The organism is Pseudomonas sp. AFG_SD02_1510_Pfu_092 (assembly GCF_003331055.1).
In the GTDB taxonomy this organism is placed as follows: domain Bacteria; phylum Pseudomonadota; class Gammaproteobacteria; order Pseudomonadales; family Pseudomonadaceae; genus Aquipseudomonas.
In genome coordinates this window covers 1-26,085 of sequence record NZ_PUQD01000027.1, presented here as the reverse complement: position 1 = coordinate 26,085, position 26,085 = coordinate 1, and the positions used below count along the sequence as shown (strand labels likewise).

The following is a 26,085-nucleotide window of genomic DNA, read 5'->3' as shown; positions in this document are numbered from 1 at the left end:
GAAGGTTGTGGGGGCCCTGTTGGAGCTGGCTCCCACAGGACCACCACAGGCCTGAAGATTGTGGGGCACCTGTGGGCGCTGGCTTGCCGGCGATGGGCTGCAAAGCAGCCGCGAAATCCCACAGGATGTTTCTTACATCCTGCAACGCTCTATCCCACAGCCCGCGCGTCATCCTCTGCCATACTCCGCCGTACACAGTTTGAAATAGTCGCCCGATTGAATCGGCACGGCCGGCGCCTTATATACCCCGCAGTAAGCGACAACTCATCCGTCAGGAGAACGTAACAACCATGATGCGCATTCTTTTGTTTGTAGCCACCAACCTTGCGGTGGTGCTGGTTGCAAGCATTACCCTGAGCCTGTTCGGTTTCAACGGGTTCATGGCCGCCAACGGGGTCGACCTGAACCTCAGCAGCCTGCTGGTGTTCTGCGCCGTGTTCGGCTTTGCCGGCTCCCTCGTCTCGCTGTTCATCTCCAAGTGGATGGCGAAGATGACCACTGGCACCCAGATCATCAGCCAGCCGCGCACCCGCCACGAGCAGTGGCTGTTGCAGACGGTCGAAGAGCTGTCCCGTGAAGCGGGCATCAAGATGCCCGAGGTGGGTATCTTCCCCGCGTACGAGGCCAATGCCTTCGCCACCGGCTGGAACCGCAACGACGCGCTGGTCGCGGTGTCCCAGGGCCTGCTCGAGCGCTTCTCGCCTGATGAAGTGCGTGCGGTGCTGGCCCACGAGATCGGCCACGTGGCCAACGGCGACATGGTCACCCTGGCGCTGGTGCAGGGCGTGGTGAACACCTTCGTGATGTTCTTCGCCCGCATCATCGGCAACTTCGTCGACAAGGTCATCTTCAAGAACGAGGAAGGCCAGGGTATTGCCTACTATGTGGCGACCATCGTAGCCGAGCTGATCCTGGGTATTCTGGCCAGCATGATCGTGATGTGGTTCTCGCGCCGCCGCGAATACCGCGCCGACGAGGCCGGTGCGCAGCTGGCCGGGACCGCAGCGATGATCGGTGCCCTGCAGCGCCTGCGCGTGGAGCAAGGCCTGCCGGTGCACATGCCCGATACCATGAAGGCCTTCGGCATCAATGGCGGCCTGAAGCACGGCCTGGCCGGGCTGCTGATGAGCCACCCACCGCTGGAAGACCGTATCGAGGCCCTGCGCCGTCGCGGTTGATTCACAGTGGTGAATAGCCTGTACCGGCCTCTTCGCGGGTAAACCCGCTCCCACAGGGTTTGCGCAGACCTTGAAAGCTGCGGGGAACCTGTGGGAGCGGGCGAGCCCGCGAAGAGGCCGGCACAGGCCAACTACCCCATCAACGGCGAACCCGGTACACCCGCTCCAACAGGCTGGGCACTCCGGCCTGCACAAACTTCGGGCTCTCGCCAATCACCTGCCGCACTTCCAGCTCTTCCACCTGCCAGCCGGCAAAGCCCTGGCGCAGCTCTTCATCCCCCACCGAGAACGGCGGCCCGCCCAGCAGCGCCTGGTCATAATCCAGCGTCACCACCAACCCTTGGCAACTTGCCGGCAGCAAAACCGACAAGCGTTGCAGGTATCGCGCGCGCATCTGCGGTGGCAAGGCGATTACTGCCGCCCGGTCATACAACCCTGTGCAGTCGCCAATATCCTCCGGCTGCAAGGCAAAGAAGTCACCACACCACAACTCTACGCCTCCACTGCGCCATACCTCGAAACCGCCCTGCTGGCGTACCTCGGCCGCAAGCCCATGCTCGTCGAAAAAATTCTCCACTGCCCGCCGCGACAGCTCCACGCCCACCACGTGGTGCCCCTGCCCCGCCAACCAGGCCAGGTCCAGGCTCTTGCCGCACAGCGGCACCAGTACCCGACTGCCCGGCGCCAACTGCAACCGTGGCCAAAACTGTTGCAGATAGGGGTTCACCTGCGCCTGATGAAAGCCGATCTGGTTGTCGGCCCACCGCTTCTGCCAGAACGCTGGCTCCATGATCACTCCCGGTTTTTAGATAGTTTGTCGGTAAAACTTGGTTTGGATTTCGATCTGTAGTTGGTCGAAGATGAGTGCATCTTAACCTTCAGGACCTCGCCATGCTGCCCAGCCTGTTCATTTCCCACGGCTCCCCCATGCTTGCCCTGCAACCCGGTGCCAGCGGGCCAGCGCTGGCCGGGCTGGGCAATGCCCTGCCGCGTCCGAAGGCGATCGTGGTGGTGTCGGCGCACTGGGAAAGCCGCGAACTGCTGGTGACCGGCGCTGAACGCCCCGAGACCTGGCATGACTTCCATGGTTTCCCACCGGCCCTGTACGCCGTGCAGTACCCGGCGCCCGGTAACCCTGCCCTGGCTGGCCAGGTCAGTGGATTGCTGCAGACGGCGGGGCTGTCCGCGCGGCTGGACGCGCAGCGGCCGTTCGATCATGGGGCCTGGGTGCCGCTGTCGCTGATGTACCCGGAGGCGAGCATTCCGGTGGTGCAGGTGTCACTGCCCAGCCACCTGGGGCCGGCGCTGCAGATCGAGGTGGGCCAGGCGCTGGCTGGGCTACGCGACGAAGGCGTACTGCTGATAGGTTCGGGCAGTATTACCCACAACCTGGGCGAACTGGACTGGCATGCCGGGCCGGAAGTGATCGAGCCCTGGGCGCTGGCGTTCAGGGACTGGGTGGTGGAAAAGCTGCAGGCAGACGACCAGGCGGCGTTGCTGGATTACCGACAGCAGGCGCCGTTTGCGGTGCGTAACCACCCCAGTGATGAGCACCTGTTGCCGCTGTTCTTTGCCCTTGGGGCGGGGGGCGAATTCGGGGTGGTGCACCAGGGGTTCACCTTGGGGGCGTTGGGGATGGACATTTATCGGTTTGGCTGACGGGCCTGTTCGCGGGCTCGCCCGCTCCCACAGGTCCTGGACATCTGTGGGAGCGGGCAAGCCCGCGAAGGGGCCGGCACAGGCAAAAAAAATCCCCGACCAAAGCCGGGGATTTTTCATTGCGCCAGGATCAATCCTCGCGGTAGCGACGCAGCTTCAGCTGCTTGCCAGCCACGCGGGTGTCCTTGAGCTTGGACAGCAGCTTTTCCAGGCCGTCTTCCGGCAGCTCGACCAGGCTGAAGCTGTCGCGCACCTGGATGCGGCCGATGGCGTCACGCGCCAGGCCACCCTCGTTGAGGATCGCGCCCAGCAGGTTCTTGGCGGCGATGCCGTCACGGGCACCCAGGGCAGTACGGCAACGCACGCGACCTTCGGCCAGTGGCAGCGGCGCACGGCGCTCGCGGTCACCACGGTCAGGGCGCTCGCCACGCTCACTACGTTCGGTACGCTCGCCACGCGGGGCGAAGCTTGGCACCAGCGGCTGCTCACGCTCTACCGCCGCCAGGTCCAGCGCCTGGCCATTGGTGGCCTTGCGCAGCAGGGCCGAAGCCAGGGCGCGGGCGCTGCAACCCAGGTCGTTGGTCAGGCGGTCGAACAGCTCGCCATGGCTGGCTTCGGCTTCGGCCACCAGCGGCGCCAGGCTGTTGGTCAGCTTCTTGATGCGGGCATCCAGCACGGCCTGGGCATTCGGCAGGCGCGCTTCGGCCACCTTCTGCCCGGTAACGCGCTCGATCACCTGCAGCATGCGGCGCTCACGCGGGGTGACCAGCAGCAGTGCACGGCCATCGCGACCGGCACGGCCGGTACGGCCGATACGGTGAACGTAGGACTCCGGGTCGTACGGCATGTCCACGTTGAACACGTGAGTGATGCGCGGTACGTCCAGACCACGGGCAGCGACGTCGGTCGCGACGACGATGTCCAGGCGGCCATCCTTGAGCGAGTCGATCACGCGCTCACGCTGGTTCTGGGCGATGTCGCCGTTCAGTGCGGCAGCCTTGTAGCCCTTGGCTTCCAGCGCGGCGGCCAGGTCCAGGGTGGCTTGCTTGGTGCGCACGAAGGCGATAAGGGCGTCGAACTCTTCCACTTCCAGCAGACGCAGTACAGCCGGGATCTTCTGGTCGGCGTGGACCATCAGGTGGGCCTGGTCGATCGCGGTAACGGTCTGGGTCTTGCTCTGGATCTTGACGTGCTTGGGTTCGCGCAGGTGACGCTCGGCGATCGAACGGATCGACGACGGCAGGGTTGCGGAGAACAGAACGGTCTGACGGGTAGCCGGGATTGCGTCGAAGATCACTTCGAGGTCATCCATGAAGCCCAGCTTGAGCATCTCGTCGGCTTCGTCCAGTACCAGGTATTGCACGGTCGACAGGACCTTTTCGTCACGACGCAGGTGGTCGCACAGACGGCCCGGGGTGGCGACGACGATCTGCGCGCCGTTGCGGATCGCACGCAGCTGTGGGCCCATCGGGGCACCACCGTACACGGCGACCACGTTCACGCCTGGCATCTGCTTGGCGTAGGTTTCGAAAGCGGTAGCAACTTGCAGCGCCAACTCACGGGTCGGCGCCAGGATCAGGGCTTGCGGTTCGCGCTTGCTCACATCGATCTTGTTGAGGATCGGCAGGGCGAAGGCAGCGGTCTTGCCGGTGCCAGTCTGCGCCTGGCCGATCATGTCGTGACCGGCGAGGATGATCGGGATCGATTGTTGCTGAATGGCGGACGGCTCTTCGTAGCCGGTAGCCAGTACGGCAGCAACAATGTTCGGGTTGAGATCGAGAGCGGCGAAGCCGCCGGTTTCCTGGGTCATGGGTCTGCCTCTAAGTGCATCCGCAAAGACCCATGCTGCAAAGCTGCACATGCCTTGAAAGACCGGAACGGTCACCCAGGCAGCTTTGTCGGCGGGGATTTGCGAAAACGATTGAAAAAGAAAACGTGGGAAAGTCCGCCTAGCGGACGTGCAGCCGAAGCTGGATTCGGAGGATTTGCACCACCTGATTTTGCGGTCCGCTAAAAGACCGGCGCGTACTATACCCGAAATAGTACGGGGCGTGAGGAAAATTTTCAGGGTGCAGGGTCAGTATGGGAGCCAACAGCGATGAGCGGCTGAAACGATTCCCGCCTGCGCTACCGCGTTGTCTTCTTCGCGGGTGAACCCGCTCCCACAGGTAAAGCGTTGCCCTCAGGTCCATGACATCCCTGTGGGAGCGGGTTTACCCGCGAAGTAGGCGACGCGGTCTTCAGGTCGCCGGACGAATCTCGCGGATCAGCCCTTCAAGGCTATACCCCAGCCGCGGCGCCAGTGCCTCGGCCCGGGCTCTCAAGCCCGCCATGTCCAGGCTCTGCTCCAGGTCCGCAGGCACCAGCAGGATCACATTGCCCTCCTTCACCGGCAGCTCCCAGTAATGCCGGTGGTACAACCCGCGCAGCAACGCCGCCCCCAGCGGCTTGCCGTCATCGTTGGCCCACTGGTTGATCACCAGCCAGCCGCCCGGGTTCAGTTGCTGCTGGCAGTTTTCCAGGAATTTCCACGCCAGGTGGCCCACCCCCGGCCCATGGTCGGTATACAGGTCGACGAACAGCAGGTCGGCCTTTTCCGCCGTGGGCAACAGCTCCAGGGCATCCCCGATGCGCACGTACAGCCGCGGGTCGTCGTCCAGGCCAAGGTACTGCATGGCCAGGCGCGGCACATCGGCACGCAGCTCGATCGCCTCGATGTCGTCCAGCGGCAGGAACTTCATGCACGCCTGGGTCAGCGTGCCGGCGCCCAGGCCGAGAAACAGCGCGCTTTCCGGCTGCTCGTGGCACAGCGCCCCGACCAGCATCGCGCGGGTGTAGTCGTACTCCAGCCAGCTGGGGTCAGCAGTGAACACGCAGCTCTGCTCGATTGCATCGCCGAATTCGAGAAAGCGGTAATCGTCGACTTCGTACACGCTGATGACGCCAAAGGCATCCTCCACCCGTGCCAACAGCCGCTCTTCCCGTTCCGCCGCCATGCTCACCACCCTGCCCGCGCAAAAACGCGCATTGTCCGCCAACGCCCCTGATGCAACAAGCACGGCGCCAACTGTTACCATGGCCCACAGCCTACAACTGACAAGACCGAGCCCGAGATGAACCAACCGTGGAGCCCTGACAGCTGGCGCGCCCTGCCGATCCAGCAGCAACCGACCTACCCCGATGCCGCGCACCTGCTGAAGGTCGAACAGACCCTGGCCAGCTACCCGCCGCTGGTGTTCGCCGGTGAGGCGCGCGAGCTGCGCCGGCAGTTCGCCGAGGTCACCGAAGGCCGCGCCTTCCTGTTGCAGGGTGGCGACTGCGCCGAGAGCTTCGCCGAGTTCTCGGCGGCAAAAATCCGCGACACCTTCAAGGTGCTGCTGCAGATGGCCATCGTCATGACCTTTGCCGCCGGCTGCCCGGTGGTCAAGGTCGGGCGCATGGCCGGGCAGTTCGCCAAGCCGCGCTCTGCCGGCGATGAAACCATCGGCGACATCACCCTGCCCGCCTACCGTGGCGACATCGTCAACGGCATCGGCTTCGACGCCAAGAGCCGCATCCCCGACCCGGAGCGCCTGCTGCAGGCCTACCACCAGGCCACCGCCAGCCTCAACCTGCTGCGGGCCTTCGCCCAGGGCGGGTTTGCCGACCTGCATCAAGTGCACAAGTGGAACCTCGACTTCATCGCCAACTCGGCGCTGGCCGATAAGTACCACCAGCTGGCCAACCGCATCGACGAAACCCTGGCGTTCATGCGCGCCTGCGGCCTGGACAGCGCACCGCAGCTGCGTGAAACCAGCTTCTTCACCGCCCACGAAGCGCTGTTGCTGAACTATGAAGAAGCCTTCGTGCGCCAGGACAGCCTGACCGGTGACTACTACGACTGCTCGGCGCATATGCTGTGGATCGGCGACCGCACCCGCCAGCTCGATGGCGCCCATGTCGAGTTCCTGCGCGGCGTGCACAACCCGATCGGGGTCAAGGTTGGCCCGAGCATGAACCCTGAAGAGCTGATCCGCCTGATCGACACGCTGAACCCGGCCAATGACCCGGGCCGCCTGAACCTGATCGTGCGGATGGGCGCCGGCAAGGTCGGCGACCACCTGCCGGGGCTGATCCGCACCGTCGAGCGCGAAGGGCGCAAGGTGCTGTGGAGTTCCGACCCGATGCACGGCAATACCATCAAGGCCAGCAGCGGCTACAAGACCCGCGATTTCGCGCAGATCCTGGACGAGGTCAAGCAGTTCTTCCAGGTGCACCAGGCCGAAGGCAGCCACGCTGGCGGCATCCATATCGAGATGACCGGGCAAAACGTCACCGAATGCATCGGCGGCGCCCGGCCGATTACCGAGGATGCGCTGTCTGACCGTTATCACACCCACTGCGACCCGCGCATGAATGCCGACCAGTCCCTGGAGCTGGCGTTCCTGATTGCCGAAACCCTCAAGCAGGTGCGGCGCTGAGCGCTTTTCGCTTTTCGCTTTTGATCTTGCTTCTAAGCGCCTGAACTATCGTGCGCTTAGAAGCAAAAGCCGAAACGAGCAGGAGCAAGAGCAAGAGTTACTGCCACGCATCACTTCCTCAGCGGATCATCCCAGAAATGCCGCTCGGCCTCTTGCTGGATGTCCGCCCGGCTCAAACCCAGGTCGTGCAAAGTCGCGTCACTGAGGCTGGCCAGCTGCTGGCGCTGGCGATACAGCTCCAGCCAGCGCGCCGGGCGCTCTAACGCCGCGTGCCACAGGTGGGTCAGGGAAAAGGCAGGTTGCTGAATGCTGCTGACATGACCTTTCATCGTGAAGCCCTCCGTGTTGATGGCTCCAGTCTCGCGTCAGGCTTAAGATCAATCCAACGAATGTTTCTGATGCCTTGCATCTCGGAGATTGATGCAATGTCCCACTACCAGAGTCTCGATTCCGATGTCCTGCGCACCTTCGTCGCCATCGCCGAACAAGGCGGTTTCACCCGCGCCGGCGAAGTGGTCAACCGCACCCAGTCGGCGGTGAGCATGCAGATGAAACGCCTGGAAGAAGACATCCTGCAGCGCCAGCTGTTCGAGCGTGAAGGCCGCCAGGTGCGGCTGACCGCCGAAGGCCAGGTGCTGCTGGGCTATGCGCGGCGCATCCTCAAGCTGCATGGCGAAGTGTTCAACACCCTGCGCATGCCGCACATGGTCGGGGTGGTGCGCATCGGCACGCCGGACGACTACGCCATGCGCTTTCTGCCGACCATCCTGTCGAGCTTTGCCCAGGCCTACCCGCTGGTGCAGGTGGAGGTGCATTGCGAATCGTCCAAGCAACTGATGCTACGCCAGGACCTTGACCTGACCATCGTCACCCGCGAACCGGGCAACGAGATTGGCCAGCTGCTGCGCCAGGAACGCCTGGTGTGGGCCGCCGCCGAAGGCTTCTGCCCGCAGGAGCAACGGCCCATTCCGCTGGCGTTGTTCAACAGTGACTGCTTCTGCCGGGCCTGGACCTGCAATGCGCTGGAGGCCCAAGGCATCGATTACCGCATCGCCTACACCAGCCCGAGCCTGGCAGCGATCTTCGCCATCGTCACCGCCGGGCTGGCGGTGACGGCGCAGTTGCAGAGCCTGATTGGCGGGAACCTGCGCATACTCGGCGAGAGCGAAGGGTTGCCGCAGCTGCCAGTGGCCAATGTGATGCTGGTGCGCAGTACCCAGAACCCATCACCGATTACCGACTGCATGGCCGACTACATCATCGAAGGGTTCAACTGACCCGGGGCTGCTGCGCAGCCCATCGCCGGCAAGCCAGCACCCACCCCGACCGCATCAGCCTTACGTCCTGTGATCTCTTGAGCAGCATGCGGTCGAGGTGGGAGCAACTGTCGTGGTCAATTTCCAAAAGCTGGCGCGATCCCTGTGGGAGCGGCCGTGGCCGCGAACACCGGCGCAGCCGGTGCCATCCACCGCGCGGCCTGCTTCGCGGGCTTGCCCGCTCCCACGTGGGGCTGCGTATGCCTCGGGCTTACGCTGAAACCTGTGGGAGCTGGCTTGCCGGCGATGGGCCGCAAAGCGGCCCCATGCGCTCACGGCTCAAAGCTCAAACCCGAGCAGCACCGCACACACCACCAGGAACACACAGAACATTGCCCGTAAGGCCTTCTCCGGCAATGCATGGGCCAGCTTCACCCCCCAGCTGATGCTGAGCAAGCCACCCATCGCCAACGGCAGCCCAACGCCCCAGTCGACGCTGTGGTGCACGCCGTAGGTCACCAGGGTGACCAAGGTGCTCGGCGCCGCCAGCGCCAGCGACAGCCCCTGCGCCACCACCTGGGTCGTGCCGAACACGCTGGTCAGGATCGGCGTGGCCACCACCGCCCCGCCCACCCCGAACAAGCCACCCATGGTCCCGGCAAAGCTGCCCAGCACGCCCAGCCACGGCCAGGCATGGCGCAATTCGGCGCTGGGCGGCGTCACCTTCATGAACATCCGCGCCACGTTCCACACTGCCAGCGCCACCAGAAAGCCGACAAAGCCCAGGCGCATGGAATGCGCATCCAGCCCCACCGCCCAGATCGACCCGAGCCAGGCGAACACGAAGCTGCACAGCGACAGCGGCACGGCATGGCGCAATTCGATGCGGTTACGCTGGTGATAACGCCACAGCGCCAACAGCACGTTCGGTACCACCATCACCAGCGCCGTGCCCTGCGCCAACTGCTGGTCCAGGCCGAACAGCACGCCCAGCGCAGGGATGGCGATCAGCCCGCCGCCAATGCCGAACAGGCCACCCATGGTCCCCAGGGCAGCGCCCAGCGCGATATACAACAACCATTCGATCATCAGGGCCTCGTCCGCCTGTACAGAGAATGCGAGCATGCTAACGACTGCAGGCTGGCGGGGAAACGCACAGCAGCGCACAATGGCTGTGCGTTTTTCGCAAAAGCAAGGCAACCATGAGCCCCGATACCCTCACCGACCAACTGAGCCTGTTCCTCGATGTGCTGGAAACCGGCAGCTTTTCTGCCGCCGCCCGGCGCCATCCGCTGACCCCGTCGGCCGTGGCGCGGCGCATCGACAACCTGGAAAGCGCCGTCGGCAGCCGCCTGTTCACCCGCAGCACCCACGCCGTGCGCGCCACGCCCGCCGGCAATGCCTTTGCCGAACGGGCCAGGCGTATCATCGAGGAACTGCGCCTGGCTCGCGCCGAAGCGGTGTCGCTGAGCAATGCCCCTGAGGGCCTGATCCGCATCGACGCCCCCGCCGCCTTCGGCCGTCGCCACCTGGCCCCGGCGATTGCCGATTTCCTCGTGGCCTACCCGGGCCTGGATGTGCAGCTGCGGCTGATCGACAGCTTCGTCGACCTGCACGGCAGCCACCTGGGCGAGGTCGACCTGGTGCTGCGCGCCGGCCCGCTTGCCGACACCCGGCTGGTCGCCACGCCGCTGGCCTACATGGTGCGCATCGCCTGTGCCAGCCCGGCTTACCTGGCCAGCCGCGGCATGCCCACCTGCCCCAGCGAACTGCCCGAACACGACGGCCTGGACTGGGACGGCCTGGCGCCACCCTTCGCCTGGCGCTTCAGCGTGGCCGGGCAAACCCGCCTGTTCCGGCCCTCACGCATGCGCATGGCCGCCAATAACGCCGAGACCCTGCTGTTCGGCGCCCTCGCCGGCCTGGGCATCGCCCATCTGCCGACCTGGCTGATCAGCGACTACCTGCTGCGCGGCGAGCTGGTAGCGTTGTTTTGCGACGGCGGCTTGCCCGAAGCGGAAACCAGCGGTATCTACGCGCTACGCCTGGAACATGAAACGAACTCTCGCAGCCGTTTGCTGCTCGAATTCCTCAAGAGCCGCTTCAGCCCGATTCCACCCTGGGACCTGGCGTTGCGCAGTGAATTGCGCGAGTAATGCGCGCATCAGTCACCCGCGTGCCAGACTGCCCTATTGATTACTTTCAAGGACCTGCATGAACGCCGACACCCAAGCCTCCTGTGACGAGCTGCTGCTGGACAACCAGGTCTGTTTCGCCCTGCACTCCACCTCGTTGCTGATGACCAAGGTCTACAAACCCCTGCTGCAGGCCCTGGGCCTGACCTACCCGCAGTACCTGGCCATGCTCGTGCTGTGGGAGCACGACGGCCTGACCGTAGGCGAAATCAGCCAGCACCTGCTCACCGACCCCGGCTCGCTGACGCCGCTGCTCAAGCGCCTGGAAAGCGAAGGCCTGCTGCAGCGCAACCGCAGCCGCGAGGACGAACGGGTGGTGCTGGTGCAACTGACCGACAAGGGCCGTGCCCTGCAACAGCGGGCCAAGGAAGTGCCGCAGTGCATCCTCAAGGCCAGCGGGCATAGCCTGGAACAGCTGCAACAGTTGCAGGCAGAGCTGCTGCTGCTGCGCGAGAACCTGCAGAAAAGCCTCTGACGACTATGCTGTGCGATGGCCGTTCCGACGAGCGGTGACGATTTATCTTGCGCACTAACTAATTGCGCGCTAATTTAAATCCCACACCAACCCGCGCCCTCCTGCAGACAGGTAGCGCACAGCACATTAGCGAGGCTCAAGATGCAAAAGGTCACTCCGCTGTACATCGCAGAAGCTACCTCCACCGGTGGGCGCGACGGCAAATCCCGTTCCAGCGACGGCAAGCTGGAGGTCAGCCTGAGTACCCCCAAGGAACTGGGTGGCGCAGGCGGTAACGGCAGCAACCCCGAGCAGCTGTTCGCCGCCGGCTACTCGGCGTGCTTCATCGGCGCCCTGAAGTTCGTCGCCGGGCAAGAGAAAAAGGCCCTGCCGGCAGATGCCTCGATCACCGCGAAGGTGGGCATCGGCCAGATTCCGGGTGGTTTCGGCCTGGACATCGACCTGCACATCAACCTGCCGGGCCTGGCCCAGGCCGATGCCGAAGGGCTGGTGGAAAAGGCGCACCAGGTGTGCCCGTACTCCAACGCTACCCGTGGCAATGTGGATGTGCGGTTGCATGTGACCGTCTAAGGCTGTGGGAGCGGCCTTGCGTCGCGATGGGGCGCGAAGCGGCCCCAGAATCTCGGGTACACCTTGATATCGCCGGGGCCGCCTTGCGGCCCTTTCGCGACACAAGGCCACTCCCACGCACAAAAAAACCCGGCCGAGGCCGGGTTTTTGCGTTTCACAAGAAGGCTTACTTCTTGGAACGGCCCTTGAAGCTATTGTCGCGAGTGTCGATGTCGATCCACTCGTCGATCTGGATGAAGTCGGCGACCGAGATTTCGGTGCCGTTCTTCAGCTTGGCAGGCTTCATGACCTTGCCCGAGGTGTCGCCGCGAGCAGCGTTCTCGGTGTAGACAACCTGACGGCTGATGGTGGTCGGCAGTTCGACCGATACCAGGCGGCCTTCGAAGAACACGGCTTCGCAGACGTCTTCCATGCCTTCTTCGATGTACGGCAGAACGGCTTCGATGTCCTCGGCGTTCAGTTCGTACATGGTGTAGTCGGTGGTGTCCATGAAGGTGTATTCGTCACCGTTGATGAACGACAGGGTCGCTTCTTTGCGATCCAGGATCACGTCGTCCAGCTTGTCGTCTGCACCGTAGACGGTTTCGGTCTTGTAGCCGGTCAGCAGGTTCTTCAGCTTGGTCTTCATGATCGCGCTGTTACGGCCCGACTTGGTGAACTCAGCTTTTTGAACCAGCCACGGGTCGTTGTCGATCCGCAGTACGGTACCGGGTTTCAGTTCTTTACCAGTTTTCATTACGAAGTATCCGAATCTGGATGGATTTATAAAAATCGAGGCCGCATATCATAGCCAATTTCGGTAAAACTGTACCAGCGTCATGGCAAGGTCCGGCTGAGTGGCCTGCCGCGCGGCCCACCGCCGGGCATGCGCCTGCAGTTCCGGCCAATGCTGACGGGCCGCCTGCCAGGCCTGGGCCATGTCGCAATCCATGTTCCAGGCGCGCCACAGAGCAAGCAGCGCAGCATCGGCTTCGTCTGACAACCCGCGTCGATAGTGCGCGAGAAACGCTTCGAGTTTTTCCCAGTGGGCGTTCTCGTCCTGCACGTAGATGTGCCACAGCATCGGCTGCCCCGCCCACTGCGCGCGCACGAACGAGTCTTCACCACGCACGGCGTTGAAGTCGCAGCACCACAGCAGCCGGTCGAAGTCGTCCTGGCTGACGAACGGCAGCACCTGCACGGTCAGCGCACCGCGCATGCGCACATCCCCCACTGCCAGCGCTGCCTCGCCAAACCACTGGCTGAGCCCGGCGACGATGCGCCCTTGCGGCACCAGCAGGTGGCAGGCTTGCGCGCCCGTGGCCAGGGCCTCCAGCCAGTTGCTCAACTGCGGGTTTTCGTAGGCGAACAGCGAGGCCAGCAACGCGCCCGGCTCAGGGTTAACGCCAAGCCCGTGCAGGAACGCCTGGCGCGCAGCGGCCGACTGCTGGAACGCGTCACGCCGGGCCAGTAGCGAAGCCTCCCGCAGCAGGCCACCGGTGTTTTCGCTAAAGCCGGGGAAGAAAAACACCTTGCGCAGGCCATTGGGCTGCGGCGAAGGCAGGCCATGGCAGCCTTCTACCCAGTCCTCGGCACTGAGGTACTCGAGGTTCAGCCACAGCGGCGGCCGTGGGCAGGCACGCATGGCCTCGACATACGCTGCAGGCAACTGGCAGGCAAACGCACCGATCACCACATCGCCCGGGGCTTGCGGCAACCACAGCGCCGGCCACTGGCGCACCTCGACGCCGTGCTGCCATTGCTGCGCGGCAGTGGCGTCGGCGCCGGGGCACATGGGTGTGAAGGCGGCGAGGTCGTCCACCCACAGGCGCACCGCCAGGCCGTGCTCGGCCACCAGCTGCCGGGCCAGGCGCCAGGTCACGCCAATATCGCCATAATTGTCGACGACGCTGCAGAAGATGTCCCAGGTGGCTTTCATGCGCCTCTCCCGTACCGGTACAAAAACCGCGAATTCTGCGCATAAATTGTCGTCGACAAAAGCACCTGCGCGGAAAAATACCCAGGCGCATGCGACAATGCACCCCGACCCACCCTGCCAGGAGGCAAGCATGCCCCGCCACCGTGAACTGAAGATCACCCTCAAGCCGCTGCCGTTGATCGCCTGCGTTGCCTTTGGCCTGTGGCTGGGCGCCGTGGCCATTGCCGCCAGCCTGTGGCTGGCCCTGCAACTGTGGCCACAGCAGGCGCAACCCCTGGCCCAGGCCGTCGCCCCCGGTGCATTCCGGCCTGCCGCGCCAGCAGCGCCGGCCCCTGCGGCGGATGCCCAGGCCGAGATGTTCGAGCGCTACAAGGACATCCTGCACCAGCAGCAAGTGCAACAGGCCGCCGAGGCTGCCGAGGGCAACCCGCGCAATCTCAACAGCCCCAAATGCCAGTTCTGGCTGCAGCAGAACCGCACCGCGCCGACTGACAAAAGCCAGGCCAACGTACTGGAGTTCTGTTATTGACCCTGAACAAACCCCGGCTGCTGGCGCAGATCGTCGCCACCCTCGAGCACGACTCGGATGTGCTGACCCGCGCGGCGCAAACCGCGTATGAAGCGGCCACTGCTGAAGAGAACATCGCCGAGAACAAATACGACACCCTCGGCCTGGAAGCCTCGTACCTGGCCACCGGCCAGGCCCGCCGCAGCGCCGAGATTCGCCAGGCGCTGCTGACCTACCAGCAATTGCTGCTGCGCGATTACGACCCCGCGCGCGGGGTGCAGCTGAGCAACCTCGTCACCCTGGAAGACGAGGATGGCGGGCAACGCCGGCTGTTCCTCGGGCCCGAGGCGGCGGGCTTGAAGATTGGCCAAGGGGATGAGCTGGTGACGGTGATCACCCCGCGCTCGCCGCTGGGGCAGCAGCTGCTTGGCAAGAAGGTGGATGAAGAAGTGAACCTGGGGACGCAGGCCTTGTTCATTGTCGAGGTTGTCTGAACCGGCCTTGCCCGCACCAGTACTGCACTGCTCTCAAGCCGGGTGCAACCCTGTGGGAGCGGGTTCACCCGCGAAGAGGCCAGTACAGGCGATGCACATCTACAAACTTTGCAACGCATCGAACCGCCCCGCCAGCCCCTGCTCCGCGAACTGCTCCACGACAAAATCGACAAACGCCCGGGTCTTGCCCGGCAACAGCTTGTGCTCGGCGAAATACAGGCTGATATGCCCATCGTCCACATACCAGTCGGGCAACACCCGCTGCAGCCGCCTGCCCTGCAGGTATGGCACCGCAAACGGCAGGCTCACCAGGGCAATCCCCAAGCCCTGCTCGGCCACCGCGCAGGCCGCATCCGAATCGCTCATGGTCATTGCCTGGCGCAATTGCAGCGGCTGCTGCACCTGCCAACGGCTGGTCAACGGCCATGAGCGCACCCGCCCGGTCTGCGGCGAGCGAATCAGAATACCGTCGTGCCGTTGCAGTGCCTGTGGGTCGTCGATCGGCGCATGCCGGGCCAGGTACGCCGGTGCCGCCACCAGCACCCGGTGCGCCGGGGTCAACTTGCGCGCCACCACCCCCGGCGGCAGTTCGAAGCCTCCACCAATCGCCGCATCGAAGCCCTGGCCGATCAGGTCGACCTGGCGGTTGTCGAAATGCCAGTCCGGGGTGATGCCCGGGTAGCGTCGCAGGAACTCACCCAGCAAAGGCAACACGTACAAGCGCCCGAACACCGTGCCCATGCTCACCCGCAACAACCCGGCCGGCTGGCCCTCGGCGCTGGCCAGGTTGGCCACGGCGTACTGGATGGTGCGGAAGCTGTCGCTGACTTCGCCGAGAAACCGCTGCCCCGCTTCGGTCAGGGTCAGCTTGCGCGTACTACGCTGGAACAACCGCACGCCCAGGCGCGCCTCCAGCTGGGCCACATGCTTGCCCACGGCAGCCGGGGTGATGTGCAGGCGCCGGGCGGCTTCGGCAAAGCTGCCGACCTCGGCACTGCGGATGAAGCATTCCAGGGCGTTGAACGATTCAAGGGCCATGATTGGCAACCAAAGGTTTACTCTGCTGATAGTGATTGCCATCTTATCAGCAGGTAATCGAGCGCGGATACTGCGCTCATCCAAGGCATTTCAGCCTGGCTTCCAGCAGGAGAACAGCATGTCCAAGCAACATACCCTCGAAGGCAAAGTGGCCCTGGTCCAGGGCGGCTCCCGCGGTATCGGCGCGGCCATCGTACGGCGCCTGGCCCGCGAAGGCGCACAGGTAGCCTTCACCTATGTGAGCTCCGCCGGCCCGGCCGAAGAGCTGGCCCGGGAAATTGTCGAAAACGGCGGCCGTGCCTTGGCACTGCGGGCCGACAGCGCTGATGCGGCAGCCGTGCAACTGGCCGTGGACGACACCGTCAAGGCCTTCGGCCAGCTGGATATCCTGGTCAACAACGCCGGCGTGCTGACGGTAGCCCCGGTGAGCGAATTCGACCTGGCCGACTTCGACCGCATGCTGGCGGTGAACGTACGCAGCGTGTTCGTCGCCAGCCAGGCGGCGGCGCGCTACATGGGCCAGGGCGGGCGCATCATCAACATCGGCAGCACCAACGCCGAGCGCATGCCGTTCGCCGGTGGCGCGCCGTATGCCATGAGCAAGTCGGCGCTGGTCGGCCTGACCCGCGGCATGGCGCGCGACCTGGGGCCGCAAGGCATTACCGTGAACAATGTGCAGCCGGGGCCGGTGGACACCGACATGAACCCGGCCAGTGGCGAGTTTGCCGAGAGCCTGATTCCGCTGATGGCCATCGGGCGGTACGGCGAGGTGGATGAAATTGCCAGCTTCGTGGCTTATCTGGCGGGGCCTGAGGCGGGGTACATTACCGGGGCCAGCCTGACTGTCGATGGCGGGTTCGCTGCCTGAATCAGGGTTGTCTGTGCCGGCCTTTTCGCGGGTAAACCCGCTCCCACAGGAATACCACGGCTTTCGAGTACTGTGGTTTACCCGCGAAGAGGCCAGCACAGGCCACCCCCTTATCCACCTGTCACGAGAAGCGCATGCACAACCCCACCCTGAGCCGAGCCCTGATCCTGCTGATGGCCACCGCCACCGGCCTGGCCGTAGCCAGCAACTACTACGCACAACCCCTTCTGCACAGCATCGCCCAACAGTTCGGCCTGAGCACCGCCAGCGCCGGCAGCATCGTCATTGCCGCGCAGCTCAGCTACGGCGCCGGGCTGTTGCTGCTGGCGCCGCTGGGCGACCTGTTCGAGCAGCGCCGGCTGATCACCGTGATGACCGCCATCGCCACCCTGGGCCTGGTCATCAGCGCCTGCGCACCGAGCCTGCCCTGGCTGATCCTCGGCACGGCGCTGACCGGGCTGTTCTCGGTGGTGGCGCAGATCCTCGTGCCCATGGCCGCGACCCTCAGCGAGCCAAACCAGCGCGGGCGCGCGGTTGGCACTTTGATGAGCGGCCTGCTGCTGGGCATTCTGCTGGCGCGTACCGCTGCCGGTTTCATGGCCGAGCTGGGCGGCTGGCGCAGCATTTACGTGCTGGCTGCGGTGCTGATGGCGATCACCGCCGTGGCGCTGTACCGCAGCCTGCCGCAACACCACAGCCATGCCGGGCTGAAATACCCGGCGCTGATCGGCTCGGTGTTCCGCCTGTTCGTCGAAGAACCGGTGCTGCGCCTGCGCTCGCTGCTCGGCCTGCTGGCGTTCAGCCTGTTCGCCCTGTTCTGGACACCGCTGGCGTTTCTGCTGGCGAACGGCCCCTATCACTATTCCGATGCGGTGATCGGCCTGTTCGGCCTGGCCGGTGCGGCGGGCGCGCTGTCGGCCAACTGGGCCGGGCGCCTGGCCGACCGTGGCAAGGGTTCGCTGGGCACCAGCGTGGGGCTGGTGGTGTTGCTGCTGTCATGGGTACCGCTGGGGTTTGCCGAGCACTCGCTGCTGGCGTTGCTGGCCGGGGTACTGATGCTCGACCTGGCGGTGCAGCTGGTGCATGTAAGCAACCAGAATGCGGTGATTGCCCTGCGGCCCGAGGCGCGTACGCGGCTGAATGCCGGGTATATCACCTGCTACTTCATTGGTGGCGCGCTGGGGTCATTGTTGGGCACGCAGCTGTTCCAGCGCCAGGGCTGGATGGGCATCGTGCTCGCCGGGCTGGTGATTGGCGCGCTGGCATTGCTGGCGTGGGGCCTGGCCGAGCGCAAGCGCAAGAGCGCGTTGCAGGTGGCCTGACGGAGTGTTGGCGGATTTTCGCGGGCGGCTCTCAGCCATGGCGACAAAGCACCGCACTACCCTCCGTCGTATGGCCGTTGACTTGCCGGCACGGGCAGCGCTCGATAGGCGTTGGTCAATGCCCACTCCCTGACAGGACGACTTCATGACAAGACTCACGGTGCAATCCGGCGATTTCTTGCAAGGTGACGGCGAGTATCGCAACGGATCGCTCACACTCAAGACCCCGCGCAGCCCCTCCCCGGGTGAGCGGATTTCCCTGGCACGCATCAGCGACCTGCGCCTGGCCAGCCTGGAGTCCAGCCGTAGCCTGGGCGGCACCCTGGGCTGGGGCGTGGCCGGCGCCCTGGTAGCCGGGCCGGTGGGGTTGCTGGCCGGGCTGTGGCTGGGCGGCAAGGAGCAAGAAGCCACCTTCCTGGCTACCTTCAAGGATGGCCGCAAGCTCATGGCCATTACCGATGGCAAAACCTGGTCGAAGATCGACGACAACTGGCGACAGCATCGGCGGCCCGCCAACAAAGGCTGACTGATGATCGCAATACCCGGATCGTTTTATGGGCAAGGCGGCGGTAAGATGCCGCCTTTTTCATGGTCTGTACCGGCCTCTTCGCGGGCTTGCCCGCTCCCACAGGGATATCACTGCAGCTGAAAAAAGTGATTTTTCTGTAGGAGCGGGCACGCCCGCGAAGAGGCCAGCACAGGCACAGCGCATCCAGGAGCCCCACCGCATGCCCCCGCGTCAACCCCGCCTGCCCCTGAGCCTGCTCAGCCTGGGCCTGGCCCTGCATTGCCCGCAGGTGCTGGCCGAAGACAGCGTGTTGCTGGCCCCGCTGGAGGTGTCCGACAGCTACGCCAACGATGGTTATCAGGCCCGTGAGGCTGCGGTCGGCGGCTTCCAGCCGGCACCGTTGCTCGACACCCCGGCCTCGATCAGCGTGTTCAACCAGCAACTGCTGGAAGACCGCCAGGTGCGCCAGCTCAGCGAAGTGCTGCAGAGCGACGCCTCGGTCGGCGAAAGCTATGCCCCGGTCGGTTATTACGAAAACTTCAACGTACGCGGCTTCGAACTGAACGCCGCCAGCAGCTACCGCATCAACGGCCAGACCATTGCCGGCGAGCAGAACGTAGCCCTGGAGAACAAGCAGCAGGTCGAGCTGCTCAAGGGCCTGTCCGGGTTGCAGAGCGGCGTGTCCGAGCCGGGCGGCCTGGTCAATTACGTGACCAAGCGTGCCGAAGACGTGCGCAGCGTCACCGTGTCGACCAACGAACAGGGCGAACGCTATCTGGCCACCGACCTGGGCGGCTGGTTCGGCAGCGAGCGGCAGTTCGGCCTGCGCGCCAACCTGGCCCACGAAGATATCCGCTCGTATGTCGACCACGCCGACGGCAAGCGCGACTTCGCCTCGCTGGCGTTCGACTGGCAGATCAGCCCGGACGCCACCCTGCAGCTGGATGCCGAATACCAGCACCGCGAACAGCGTTCGGTACCGGGTTACCAACTGCTCGGCGGCAGCCAAGTGCCGCACGGCATCGACCCGGACGAGCGCCTGGCCTACCAGCACTGGGCCAAGCCGGTGCAGAACGACTCGCTGAACCTGGGCGGGCGCTTCGCGTACCGCTTCAACGGGGCCTGGACCGCTGCCTTGAGTGCCTCGCGCAGCCAGGTGGTGATCGACGATTACAGCTCGTTTGCCTGGGGCTCGAGTGAAGGCGCGTTCTTCGGCAGCAATGGCGACTACGACATCTATGATTTCCGCAGCCCCGACGACACCCGCCGCACCGATGAAGCGCAGGCCATGCTCAACGGGCGTTTCGCTGCGCTGGGCGTAGGCCATGAGCTAACCGTGGGCACCAGTGCGCAGCGGCGCACGCTGGATCAGCGCCCCAGCTACATGGAATGGCTCGGCCCCGGCAACATCGATGGCGGTGCGCCGGCCTACGAGCCGTCCGACAAGCCCGTCAGGGCCAGCGAGCGTCGCCTGGACAGCCGCCAGTACGGGCTGTTCGTGAGCGACCGTATCAGTTTCAACGAGCAATGGCAGACCGTGCTGGGTGCCCGGGAAGTACGCCTGGACGAGAAAACCTGGAATGAAGATGGCGTTGCCGGCCGCCATACCCGGCAGTACCAGTTGCTGCCCAATGCTGCGCTCATCTACAAGCCGCAGCCGGATACCACGCTCTATGCCAGCTACTCCAAGGGCCTGTCAGCGGGCGGCACCGCCCCTTGGTTCGCCGAGAACAGTTCCGAAATTCTTGCGCCCACCACCTCGCATCAGCTGGAGCTGGGCCTCAAGCACGACTGGCAGGGCCTGAGCTTCAGCGCCGCCCTGTTTCAAATCCGCCAGGCGTACCAGTACGCGCGCCCGGACGGCGCCGGCAAATCCACCTACGTGCAGCAGGGCCAGCAGAAGAACACCGGCCTGGAACTGGGCGCCAGCGGCTGGGTGACCTCGAACCTGCAGGTACAGGCCAGCGCTGCGGCCATTCGGGCGCGGGTGCAGAACAGCGGCACCGATGCCTACGAGGGCCACCAGGCCCTCAACGTGCCCAATTTCCGCGCCGCGCTACAGGCGCAATACAGCCTGCCGGTGCCAGGGTTGGCACTGCTGGGTGGGGCGCGGTACAGCGCCAGCAAGTATGCGAGCCAGGCGGGGAATGTCGAGGTCGGTGGCTACACGGTGTTCGATGTGGGTAGCCGCTACCGCACGCGCATCGGTGGCTATGACACGGTGCTGCGGCTGACGGTGGACAACGTGTTCGACAAGCGTTACTGGCGGGATGTGGGGGATTACCTGGGGGACAACTACCTGTTCCAGGGGGCACCGCGTACCGCTCGGCTGTCGGCTTCGGTCAGCTTCTAGAATGTGCGGGCCGCCAAGCGGCCCCAACCACCGGAAACAAAAAGCACCGGAACAAAAAGCACCGGGAAACAAAAAGCCCCCGCGCTTTTCAGCGCGGGGGCTCTTCGTAGAATGTGGCGGTGAAGAAGGGATTTGAACCCTTGATACGATTTCTCGTATACACACTTTCCAGGCGTGCTCCTTCGACCACTCGGACACTTCACCGTTTCTCTTCAAGCCTTGCAGCCTGTCGAGGTGCGCTAATTTAGTGAAAGACCTTCCCTTTGGCAAGCATTTTTTTCAATTTTTTCATGTATTTGCACTTGAGCCCCGGTGAACGCTGACCGACCAGTCAGCCTTACTGCTTTACCTCGCTCCTGGCGCTGGGTAACGTCGTCGCCACGCCAACAAAAGGACTCTGCCATGAGCGAGCTGATTACCTACCACGCCGAAGACGGCATCGTCACCCTGACCCTGAACAACGGCAAGGTCAACGCGATCTCGCCCGAGGTCATCGCCGCCTTCAACGCCGCGCTCGACCGCGCTACCGAAGCGCGCGCGGTAGTGATCATCACCGGGCAGCCAGGCATTCTGTCGGGCGGCTACGACCTGAAAGTGATGACCAGCGGCCCCAAGGAGGCGATCAGCCTGGTCACCGCCGGCTCCACCCTCGCCCGCCGCCTGTTGTCGCACCCGTTCCCGGTGGTGGTCGCCTGCCCGGGCAATGCCGTGGCCAAGGGCGCGTTCCTGCTGCTGTCGGGCGATTACCGCATTGGCGTCGAGGGGCCGTACAAGGTGTGCCTGAACGAAGTGCAGATCGGCATGACCATGCACCATGCCGGCATCGAACTGGCCCGTGACCGCCTGCGCCGCTCGGCCTTCCACCGCGCGGTGATCAATGCCGAGGTGTTCGACCCCCAGGGTGCGGTGGATGCCGGCTTCCTCGACAAGGTGGTGCCGGCCGAACAGCTGCAAGATGCCGCACTGGCGGCGGCGCGAGAGCTGAAGAAGCTGAACATGCTGGCGCACAAGAACACCAAGCTGAAGGTGCGCAAGGGGCTGCTGGAGGCGCTGGACAAGGCGATCGAGCTGGACCAGCAGCATATGGGCTAGCCGCACCGGCCGCTTCGCGGGCTCGCCCGCTCCCACAGGGAAGTGCAGTACCTGTGGGAGCGGGCAAGCCCGCGAACAGGCCGCAACAGGCTCGCACCAGGGTTTGCCCCAACCAGTGCACATCCGTACACTGCCCGGCGACTGTCTGGTGTGAGTCGTACCATGCTTTATTCATTGCGCATGTTCCTGCTGGCGCTGCATTTTCTGGTGGCTGGCGCCCTGGGCCTGGTGATCGGCCTGTGCCGCCCTTTCAACCGCGACAACAGCCGCCTCTTCGCCCGCCTCTACAGCCTCCCGGCAACCTGGCTGCTGCGCCTGCGGGTCAAGGCCGAAGTCGGCCCGCTGTGGGACCAGCCGCCCGGCTGCGTGATCATCGCCAACCACCAATCCAATTTCGACCTGTTCGTGCTGGGCCAGGTGGTGCCGCAACGTACCGTGGCCATCGGCAAGAAGAGCCTGGGCTGGATCCCGCTGTTCGGCCAGCTGTTCTGGCTGGGTGGCAACGTGCTGGTCGACCGCAAGAATGCCTACCAGGCGCGCAAGGCCATGCACAAGACGACCCGGGTGCTGCAGGACAACACCTCGATCTGGATTTTCCCCGAAGGCACGCGCAATGCTGGCGAGCAACTGCTGCCCTTCAAGAAAGGTGCGTTTCACATGGCCATCGAGGCCGGTGTGCCGATCGTGCCGGTGTGTGTCAGCCGTTATGCCAGGCGCCTGGGCCTGAACAGCTGGCGCCAGCGCAGCGTGATCGTGCGTTCGCTGCCACCGATCGCCACCGCCGGCATGACCGTGCAGGACCTGCCGGCGCTGGTCGAACAGTGCCGGGCGCAGATGCAGCAATGCATCGACCGCATGGAAGGGGAACTGGGCAAAGGCTAGGTTGCCCTCGCGCCCGCTACGGCCCAAGCTGTATCCCGTGTTCAACCGGAATAAGCGAACAACCATGGGTCGAGTCGTGGCATCGGCGGTGTACAGCGCCGGCAGAAAAGTCACCAACATCAGCATCGATGAAGGCAGCGAGTGGGCCCGCAAGCCGGGGCACTTCGTCTGGATCGGCCTGGAAGAGCCGAACGCCGAGGAGCTGGCCAACCTGCAGTGCCAGTTCAACCTGCACGAACTGGCTATCGAAGACGCCCTGGAAAAGCACAGCCGGCCCAAGCTGGAAACCTTCGGCGACGCCCTGTTCATCGTCACCTACTCGCCAGTACGCCACGAAGGCAAGCTGGAATTCATCGAAACCCATATCTTCGCCGGCAATGGCTACATCATCACCTGCCGCAACGGCCATTCGAAATCCTACGCCCTGGTGCGCCAGCGCTGCGAGGCCCGGCCATTGCTGCTGGAGCATGGTGAAGATTTCGTGCTGTACGCCCTGCTCGACTTCGTCACCGAGAACTACCAGCCGGTCAGCGAGGCCATTCATGGCGAAATCGAAGAGCTGGAGCAGAGCGTGCTCGGTGGTTCGCTACAGGAAGAGGATATCCGCCGCCTGCACAGCCTGCGCCGCGACATCCTGCGCCTGCGCCGCTACGTGGCGCCGATGGTCGAGGTGAGCGAAGAGCTGCAGCGCCTGAGTTTCCCGTTCATCGACAAGAACATGCGCCCGTACTTCCGCGATGTGCAGATCCACGTGACGCGGCAGATGGAAGACTTGGCCGGCATCCGCGACATCGCCAGCCAGACCATCGAGATCGGCATGCTGCTGGAGTCGTCACGGCAGAGCATCGTGCAACGCAAGTTCGCCGCCTGGGCGGCGATCCTGGCGTTCCCCACGGCGATTGCCGGGATTTACGGGATGAACTTCCAGAACATGCCGGAGCTGGGCTGGCACTATGGGTACTTTGCGGTGCTGGGGGTGATCGGGCTGGGTTGCAGCGGGTTGTATGCCAGCTTCAAGAAGTCTGGCTGGCTTTGAGTTCTTTGGGGCCGCTTTGCGGCCCTTTCGCCGGCAAGCCAGCTCCCACACCAAGCGCATCGACCTCCAGCTTGCCGGTGATTGGGCTGCAAAGCAGCCCCCGGCCATCACGCCGCGTCGTGCTTGCTGATCGGGTGCTGGATGAAGCGCAACATCCATTCCCCCACCAGGTCGCCCTGATGCTCGCTGGCCAGGCTGGCCACGGCCTTGTGGTACACCTCATCCCCCAGGTATTGCTGACGCGCATCCAGCAGCGCGCGGGAATAGTCGTGGACGAACTCCGGGTGGCCCTGGAAACACAACACCTGGTCACCAATGTGGTACGCCGCGTTCGGGCAGAAATCGCTGGAGGCGATCACCGTGGCGCCTTCTGGCAACGCGGTCACCTGGTCCTGGTGGCTGATCAGCAGCGTCAGCTCCGCCACTTCCGGGTCCATCCACGGGGCATGGGCAGCCAGCGTATAGCGATGGATACCGACGCCCCAGCCCTGCTCGGCACGCTCGGCCTTGCCACCCAGGGTCAACGCCAGCAACTGGTGACCGAAACACACGCCCAGCAGCTTCTCGCCACGCTCGTACAGCTTCAGCAGGTAGGCCTTGAGGGTCTGGATCCACGGGTCGGTTCCGAACGAGTCGGCCTTGCTGCCGGTCACCAGATAGGCATCGAACACTTCGGTGTCGGCGGGGTAATCGCCGTTCATCACGTTGTACACGCGAAATTCGGCGGCAATCGGCTGCCGCGAGAACAGCTGCTCGAACATCCTGCCGTAGCCCTGGTATTGCGCCGTCAACTCCGGTCGCAGGACATCGGTTTCAAGGATGCAGATGCGTAACGACATAGGGATAGTCCTGAACGACATGGTTGAAATCAGCTATAGAGACTGCCGCGAAAGGCACGTACAAGCAAGTAGGCCACACTGACGAACGGTCACATTTCGTCGGGGCCCGGCCAGCACTTGCGCCACCGTCTAGCGAGAGGATGCCAGCCAGATGGCACATGGCCTCATAGCCGGAAGAAATCAGCGGACCAGTCAATTAGAACAAAGGGTTCTCAAACATGGATGACACACACCCTACTGTTGGTTGTATATCCACTTTCAAGAGGCAAGCAGTTCAGGCGTCACGCAACGCCACTGCGATCGACCCGAAGCGCGACAGGGAAGCCAACGGGTATTCAGGAATAACAACAAGAAGGCGGTCCGCCATGTTCAGACAATCGAAAATTCGCCAAGCTGGGCTCATTCTCTTCGCCACGACTTTGCTGCTGATCCTGCCGAACCTGACACGTTTGTTCGGCTGACGGCCGCTGTGGCGCCAACAGGCAACGCACAGGTAATCTGCTGGCCATGATGGTCGGAGACTACCCATGCGCCACTGCCTTGCCCTGTTAGTGTTGCTCCTGAGCCTGCCGCTGTCGGCGGCGCAACTGCACCTGGACCTGGGCGCCACGACGCGCCAGTGGAGCAGTGCCGAACTGCTCGACCACCCGCAGGCCCGCGACATCCGCATCGACCAGGACGTGTCCTACAAACGGCCCATGCACTATCGGGCAGTGCCGCTGGCCGTTTTGCTGCAAGGCGTAACCGCCAGTGACCACCTGCAAGCGGTGGCGCTGGACGGCTTCGCCGCCGAAATGCCCGCCGCAGCGCTGCTGCAGCATGGCCCGGCACAGGCCTGGCTGGCGGTGGAAGACCCGGGCAAACCCTGGCCGGCACTGGGCCAGGACAAACCGAGTGCCGGGCCGTTCTACCTGGTGTGGACCGCCGCGCAGGCCGGCGGCATTCGCCCGGAGCAGTGGCCGTTCCAGATTTCCACGATTCGCAAGCTGGCCGCCGTCGAGGCGCGTTTTCCGGCGCTGCTGCCCGACCCGCAGCTGCCGGCCGACAGCCCGGTACGCCAGGGCTTTGCCTTGTTTCAGCAGAACTGCCTGGCCTGCCATCGGCTGAATGGCGCGGGGGATGCGCAAGTGGGGCCGGACCTGAACATGCCGCATAACCCGACCGAGTACTTTCAACCGGCGTATCTGCGCAAGCTGATACGTGACCCGCAGAGCCTGCGGCAGTGGCCGCAGGCGAAGATGCCGGGGTTTGCGCAAAGTGTGTTGAGTGAGCAGGAGCTGGATGCGTTACTGGCTTATCTGGGGCATATGGCGGGGCGCAGGCCTTGAGGACCAGGTGTGCATCTTCGCGGGGGGGGGCCCCCCCCCCCGGGGGGCCACGGGGGGGGGGGGGGGGGGGGGGGGGTTGGGGGGGGGGGGGGGGGGGGGGGGGGGG

26 protein-coding genes and 1 tRNA gene are annotated in these 26,085 nt (G+C 64.3%); 17 read left to right on the top strand and 10 right to left on the bottom strand.

All coding sequences use genetic code 11. The features are described 5' to 3' along the window. Positions 1-290 precede the first annotated feature (290 nt). Positions 291-1,178, top strand: a complete 888-nt coding sequence (htpX, locus tag C6A77_RS13565) for a protease HtpX (protein ID WP_003259721.1) — start codon at positions 291-293, stop codon at positions 1,176-1,178. A gap of 139 nt (positions 1,179-1,317) precedes the next feature. Here htpX and C6A77_RS13560 read toward each other — a convergent pair whose 3' ends face one another. After that, positions 1,318-1,968: a thiopurine S-methyltransferase gene (locus C6A77_RS13560; RefSeq protein ID WP_114169922.1), complete on the bottom strand. Its 651-nt coding sequence runs from the start codon at positions 1,966-1,968 to the stop codon at positions 1,318-1,320. A gap of 101 nt (positions 1,969-2,069) precedes the next feature. On the opposite strand from C6A77_RS13560, the gene C6A77_RS13555 reads away from it, so the two are divergent. After that, the gene (locus C6A77_RS13555; RefSeq protein ID WP_114169921.1) at positions 2,070-2,837 is read left to right on the top strand and encodes a class III extradiol ring-cleavage dioxygenase; all 768 of its coding nucleotides are present in this window, start codon (positions 2,070-2,072) and stop codon (positions 2,835-2,837) included. Between the two features lie 130 nt (positions 2,838-2,967). Here the strand turns inward: C6A77_RS13555 and C6A77_RS13550 are convergent, their stop codons facing one another. Both C6A77_RS13550 and C6A77_RS13545 read right to left on the bottom strand, forming a co-directional pair. Continuing rightward, the gene (locus tag C6A77_RS13550) at positions 2,968-4,647 is read right to left on the bottom strand and encodes a DEAD/DEAH box helicase (RefSeq protein ID WP_114169920.1); all 1,680 of its coding nucleotides are present in this window, start codon (positions 4,645-4,647) and stop codon (positions 2,968-2,970) included. Between the two features lie 430 nt (positions 4,648-5,077). Beyond that, on the bottom strand, positions 5,078-5,833 hold the full coding sequence (locus C6A77_RS13545) for a spermidine synthase (protein ID WP_114169919.1): 756 nt from the start codon (positions 5,831-5,833) through the stop codon (positions 5,078-5,080). A gap of 117 nt (positions 5,834-5,950) precedes the next feature. Here C6A77_RS13545 and C6A77_RS13540 point away from each other — a divergent pair, with 117 nt between their 5' ends. Continuing rightward, positions 5,951-7,297 (top strand): 3-deoxy-7-phosphoheptulonate synthase class II, encoded by a 1,347-nt coding sequence (locus tag C6A77_RS13540; RefSeq protein ID WP_114169918.1) that lies wholly within the window; start codon positions 5,951-5,953, stop codon positions 7,295-7,297. 110 nt (positions 7,298-7,407) lie between these two features. Here C6A77_RS13540 and C6A77_RS13535 read toward each other — a convergent pair whose 3' ends face one another. Continuing rightward, positions 7,408-7,626, bottom strand: a complete 219-nt coding sequence (locus C6A77_RS13535) for a DUF1127 domain-containing protein (protein WP_114169917.1) — start codon at positions 7,624-7,626, stop codon at positions 7,408-7,410. 96 nt (positions 7,627-7,722) lie between these two features. On the opposite strand from C6A77_RS13535, the gene C6A77_RS13530 reads away from it, so the two are divergent. After that, the gene (locus tag C6A77_RS13530) at positions 7,723-8,574 is read left to right on the top strand and encodes a LysR substrate-binding domain-containing protein (RefSeq protein ID WP_114169950.1); all 852 of its coding nucleotides are present in this window, start codon (positions 7,723-7,725) and stop codon (positions 8,572-8,574) included. 318 nt (positions 8,575-8,892) lie between these two features. Here the strand turns inward: C6A77_RS13530 and C6A77_RS13520 are convergent, their stop codons facing one another. Continuing rightward, the gene (locus tag C6A77_RS13520; protein ID WP_114169949.1) at positions 8,893-9,642 is read right to left on the bottom strand and encodes a sulfite exporter TauE/SafE family protein; all 750 of its coding nucleotides are present in this window, start codon (positions 9,640-9,642) and stop codon (positions 8,893-8,895) included. A gap of 113 nt (positions 9,643-9,755) precedes the next feature. Here C6A77_RS13520 and C6A77_RS13515 point away from each other — a divergent pair, with 113 nt between their 5' ends. The 3 genes from C6A77_RS13515 to C6A77_RS13505 all read left to right on the top strand — a co-directional run bounded on the left by C6A77_RS13515 (position 9,756) and on the right by C6A77_RS13505 (position 11,793). After that, on the top strand, positions 9,756-10,709 hold the full coding sequence (locus C6A77_RS13515) for a LysR family transcriptional regulator (RefSeq protein ID WP_114169915.1): 954 nt from the start codon (positions 9,756-9,758) through the stop codon (positions 10,707-10,709). A gap of 58 nt (positions 10,710-10,767) precedes the next feature. Then, positions 10,768-11,223 (top strand): MarR family transcriptional regulator, encoded by a 456-nt coding sequence (locus tag C6A77_RS13510; protein WP_114169914.1) that lies wholly within the window; start codon positions 10,768-10,770, stop codon positions 11,221-11,223. A gap of 141 nt (positions 11,224-11,364) precedes the next feature. Continuing rightward, positions 11,365-11,793, top strand: a complete 429-nt coding sequence (locus C6A77_RS13505) for an organic hydroperoxide resistance protein (protein WP_114169913.1) — start codon at positions 11,365-11,367, stop codon at positions 11,791-11,793. 166 nt (positions 11,794-11,959) lie between these two features. Here the strand turns inward: C6A77_RS13505 and efp are convergent, their stop codons facing one another. After that, positions 11,960-12,529: an elongation factor P gene (gene efp, locus C6A77_RS13500; protein WP_013971530.1), complete on the bottom strand. Its 570-nt coding sequence runs from the start codon at positions 12,527-12,529 to the stop codon at positions 11,960-11,962. A gap of 48 nt (positions 12,530-12,577) precedes the next feature. Beyond that, entirely contained in the window at positions 12,578-13,711 is a 1,134-nt protein-coding gene (gene earP, locus C6A77_RS13495) for an elongation factor P maturation arginine rhamnosyltransferase EarP (RefSeq protein ID WP_114169912.1), read from the bottom strand. A 130-nt stretch (positions 13,712-13,841) separates the two neighbouring features. On the opposite strand from earP, the gene C6A77_RS13490 reads away from it, so the two are divergent. Both C6A77_RS13490 and C6A77_RS13485 read left to right on the top strand, forming a co-directional pair. Then, positions 13,842-14,240 carry a hypothetical protein gene (locus C6A77_RS13490; RefSeq protein ID WP_114169911.1) on the top strand — a complete coding sequence of 133 codons (399 nt, stop codon included), beginning with the start codon at positions 13,842-13,844 and terminating at the stop codon, positions 14,238-14,240. A 2-nt stretch (positions 14,241-14,242) separates the two neighbouring features. Next, on the top strand, positions 14,243-14,713 hold the full coding sequence (locus C6A77_RS13485; protein WP_114169948.1) for a GreA/GreB family elongation factor: 471 nt from the start codon (positions 14,243-14,245) through the stop codon (positions 14,711-14,713). A gap of 99 nt (positions 14,714-14,812) precedes the next feature. Here the strand turns inward: C6A77_RS13485 and C6A77_RS13480 are convergent, their stop codons facing one another. After that, on the bottom strand, positions 14,813-15,751 hold the full coding sequence (locus tag C6A77_RS13480) for a LysR family transcriptional regulator (RefSeq protein WP_114169910.1): 939 nt from the start codon (positions 15,749-15,751) through the stop codon (positions 14,813-14,815). Positions 15,752-15,869: 118 nt separating this feature from the next. On the opposite strand from C6A77_RS13480, the gene C6A77_RS13475 reads away from it, so the two are divergent. The 4 genes from C6A77_RS13475 to C6A77_RS13455 all read left to right on the top strand — a co-directional run bounded on the left by C6A77_RS13475 (position 15,870) and on the right by C6A77_RS13455 (position 20,802). Continuing rightward, positions 15,870-16,619, top strand: a complete 750-nt coding sequence (locus C6A77_RS13475) for a 3-oxoacyl-ACP reductase family protein (RefSeq protein WP_114169909.1) — start codon at positions 15,870-15,872, stop codon at positions 16,617-16,619. 134 nt (positions 16,620-16,753) lie between these two features. Further along, entirely contained in the window at positions 16,754-17,941 is a 1,188-nt protein-coding gene (locus tag C6A77_RS13470) for an MFS transporter (protein ID WP_114169908.1), read from the top strand. A gap of 145 nt (positions 17,942-18,086) precedes the next feature. Then, on the top strand, positions 18,087-18,467 hold the full coding sequence (locus C6A77_RS13460; RefSeq protein WP_114169906.1) for a hypothetical protein: 381 nt from the start codon (positions 18,087-18,089) through the stop codon (positions 18,465-18,467). Positions 18,468-18,669: 202 nt separating this feature from the next. Beyond that, entirely contained in the window at positions 18,670-20,802 is a 2,133-nt protein-coding gene (locus C6A77_RS13455; RefSeq protein WP_114169905.1) for a TonB-dependent siderophore receptor, read from the top strand. A gap of 114 nt (positions 20,803-20,916) precedes the next feature. Here C6A77_RS13455 and C6A77_RS13450 read toward each other — a convergent pair. Then, positions 20,917-21,006, bottom strand: a tRNA-Ser gene (locus C6A77_RS13450). A 198-nt stretch (positions 21,007-21,204) separates the two neighbouring features. Between C6A77_RS13450 and C6A77_RS13445 the strand changes: the two genes are divergently transcribed. From C6A77_RS13445 to C6A77_RS13435, 3 genes are all read left to right on the top strand, one after another. Further along, complete coding sequence (locus C6A77_RS13445; protein ID WP_114169904.1) at positions 21,205-21,894, top strand: crotonase/enoyl-CoA hydratase family protein; 690 nt, start codon at positions 21,205-21,207, stop codon at positions 21,892-21,894. Positions 21,895-22,056: 162 nt separating this feature from the next. Next, positions 22,057-22,776, top strand: a complete 720-nt coding sequence (locus tag C6A77_RS13440) for a lysophospholipid acyltransferase family protein (protein WP_114169903.1) — start codon at positions 22,057-22,059, stop codon at positions 22,774-22,776. Between the two features lie 64 nt (positions 22,777-22,840). After that, entirely contained in the window at positions 22,841-23,812 is a 972-nt protein-coding gene (locus tag C6A77_RS13435) for a magnesium and cobalt transport protein CorA (RefSeq protein ID WP_114169902.1), read from the top strand. 107 nt (positions 23,813-23,919) lie between these two features. Here the strand turns inward: C6A77_RS13435 and C6A77_RS13430 are convergent, their stop codons facing one another. Then, positions 23,920-24,651, bottom strand: a complete 732-nt coding sequence (locus C6A77_RS13430) for an amidotransferase (RefSeq protein WP_114169901.1) — start codon at positions 24,649-24,651, stop codon at positions 23,920-23,922. Between the two features lie 527 nt (positions 24,652-25,178). Here C6A77_RS13430 and C6A77_RS13425 point away from each other — a divergent pair. Beyond that, positions 25,179-25,979, top strand: coding sequence for a c-type cytochrome (locus tag C6A77_RS13425; protein WP_114169900.1), 801 nt, complete (start codon positions 25,179-25,181; stop codon positions 25,977-25,979). Positions 25,980-26,085 lie beyond the last annotated feature (106 nt).

Excerpts from the sequence above, each read along its gene's own strand:
- htpX (WP_003259721.1), top strand. The coding sequence starts at position 291 with ATGATGCGCATTCTTTTGTTTGTAGCCACCAACCTTGCGGTGGTGCTG.
- C6A77_RS13560 (WP_114169922.1), bottom strand. The coding sequence starts at position 1,968 with ATGGAGCCAGCGTTCTGGCAGAAGCGGTGGGCCGACAACCAGATCGGC.
- C6A77_RS13555 (WP_114169921.1), top strand. The coding sequence starts at position 2,070 with ATGCTGCCCAGCCTGTTCATTTCCCACGGCTCCCCCATGCTTGCCCTG.
- C6A77_RS13550 (WP_114169920.1), bottom strand. The coding sequence starts at position 4,647 with ATGACCCAGGAAACCGGCGGCTTCGCCGCTCTCGATCTCAACCCGAAC.
- C6A77_RS13545 (WP_114169919.1), bottom strand. The coding sequence starts at position 5,833 with ATGGCGGCGGAACGGGAAGAGCGGCTGTTGGCACGGGTGGAGGATGCC.
- C6A77_RS13540 (WP_114169918.1), top strand. The coding sequence starts at position 5,951 with ATGAACCAACCGTGGAGCCCTGACAGCTGGCGCGCCCTGCCGATCCAG.
- C6A77_RS13535 (WP_114169917.1), bottom strand. The coding sequence starts at position 7,626 with ATGAAAGGTCATGTCAGCAGCATTCAGCAACCTGCCTTTTCCCTGACC.
- C6A77_RS13530 (WP_114169950.1), top strand. The coding sequence starts at position 7,723 with ATGTCCCACTACCAGAGTCTCGATTCCGATGTCCTGCGCACCTTCGTC.
- C6A77_RS13520 (WP_114169949.1), bottom strand. The coding sequence starts at position 9,642 with ATGATCGAATGGTTGTTGTATATCGCGCTGGGCGCTGCCCTGGGGACC.
- C6A77_RS13515 (WP_114169915.1), top strand. The coding sequence starts at position 9,756 with ATGAGCCCCGATACCCTCACCGACCAACTGAGCCTGTTCCTCGATGTG.
- C6A77_RS13510 (WP_114169914.1), top strand. The coding sequence starts at position 10,768 with ATGAACGCCGACACCCAAGCCTCCTGTGACGAGCTGCTGCTGGACAAC.
- C6A77_RS13505 (WP_114169913.1), top strand. The coding sequence starts at position 11,365 with ATGCAAAAGGTCACTCCGCTGTACATCGCAGAAGCTACCTCCACCGGT.
- efp (WP_013971530.1), bottom strand. The coding sequence starts at position 12,529 with ATGAAAACTGGTAAAGAACTGAAACCCGGTACCGTACTGCGGATCGAC.
- earP (WP_114169912.1), bottom strand. The coding sequence starts at position 13,711 with ATGAAAGCCACCTGGGACATCTTCTGCAGCGTCGTCGACAATTATGGC.
- C6A77_RS13490 (WP_114169911.1), top strand. The coding sequence starts at position 13,842 with ATGCCCCGCCACCGTGAACTGAAGATCACCCTCAAGCCGCTGCCGTTG.
- C6A77_RS13480 (WP_114169910.1), bottom strand. The coding sequence starts at position 15,751 with ATGGCCCTTGAATCGTTCAACGCCCTGGAATGCTTCATCCGCAGTGCC.
- C6A77_RS13475 (WP_114169909.1), top strand. The coding sequence starts at position 15,870 with ATGTCCAAGCAACATACCCTCGAAGGCAAAGTGGCCCTGGTCCAGGGC.
- C6A77_RS13470 (WP_114169908.1), top strand. The coding sequence starts at position 16,754 with ATGCACAACCCCACCCTGAGCCGAGCCCTGATCCTGCTGATGGCCACC.
- C6A77_RS13460 (WP_114169906.1), top strand. The coding sequence starts at position 18,087 with ATGACAAGACTCACGGTGCAATCCGGCGATTTCTTGCAAGGTGACGGC.
- C6A77_RS13455 (WP_114169905.1), top strand. The coding sequence starts at position 18,670 with ATGCCCCCGCGTCAACCCCGCCTGCCCCTGAGCCTGCTCAGCCTGGGC.
- C6A77_RS13445 (WP_114169904.1), top strand. The coding sequence starts at position 21,205 with ATGAGCGAGCTGATTACCTACCACGCCGAAGACGGCATCGTCACCCTG.
- C6A77_RS13440 (WP_114169903.1), top strand. The coding sequence starts at position 22,057 with ATGCTTTATTCATTGCGCATGTTCCTGCTGGCGCTGCATTTTCTGGTG.
- C6A77_RS13435 (WP_114169902.1), top strand. The coding sequence starts at position 22,841 with ATGGGTCGAGTCGTGGCATCGGCGGTGTACAGCGCCGGCAGAAAAGTC.
- C6A77_RS13430 (WP_114169901.1), bottom strand. The coding sequence starts at position 24,651 with ATGTCGTTACGCATCTGCATCCTTGAAACCGATGTCCTGCGACCGGAG.
- C6A77_RS13425 (WP_114169900.1), top strand. The coding sequence starts at position 25,179 with ATGCGCCACTGCCTTGCCCTGTTAGTGTTGCTCCTGAGCCTGCCGCTG.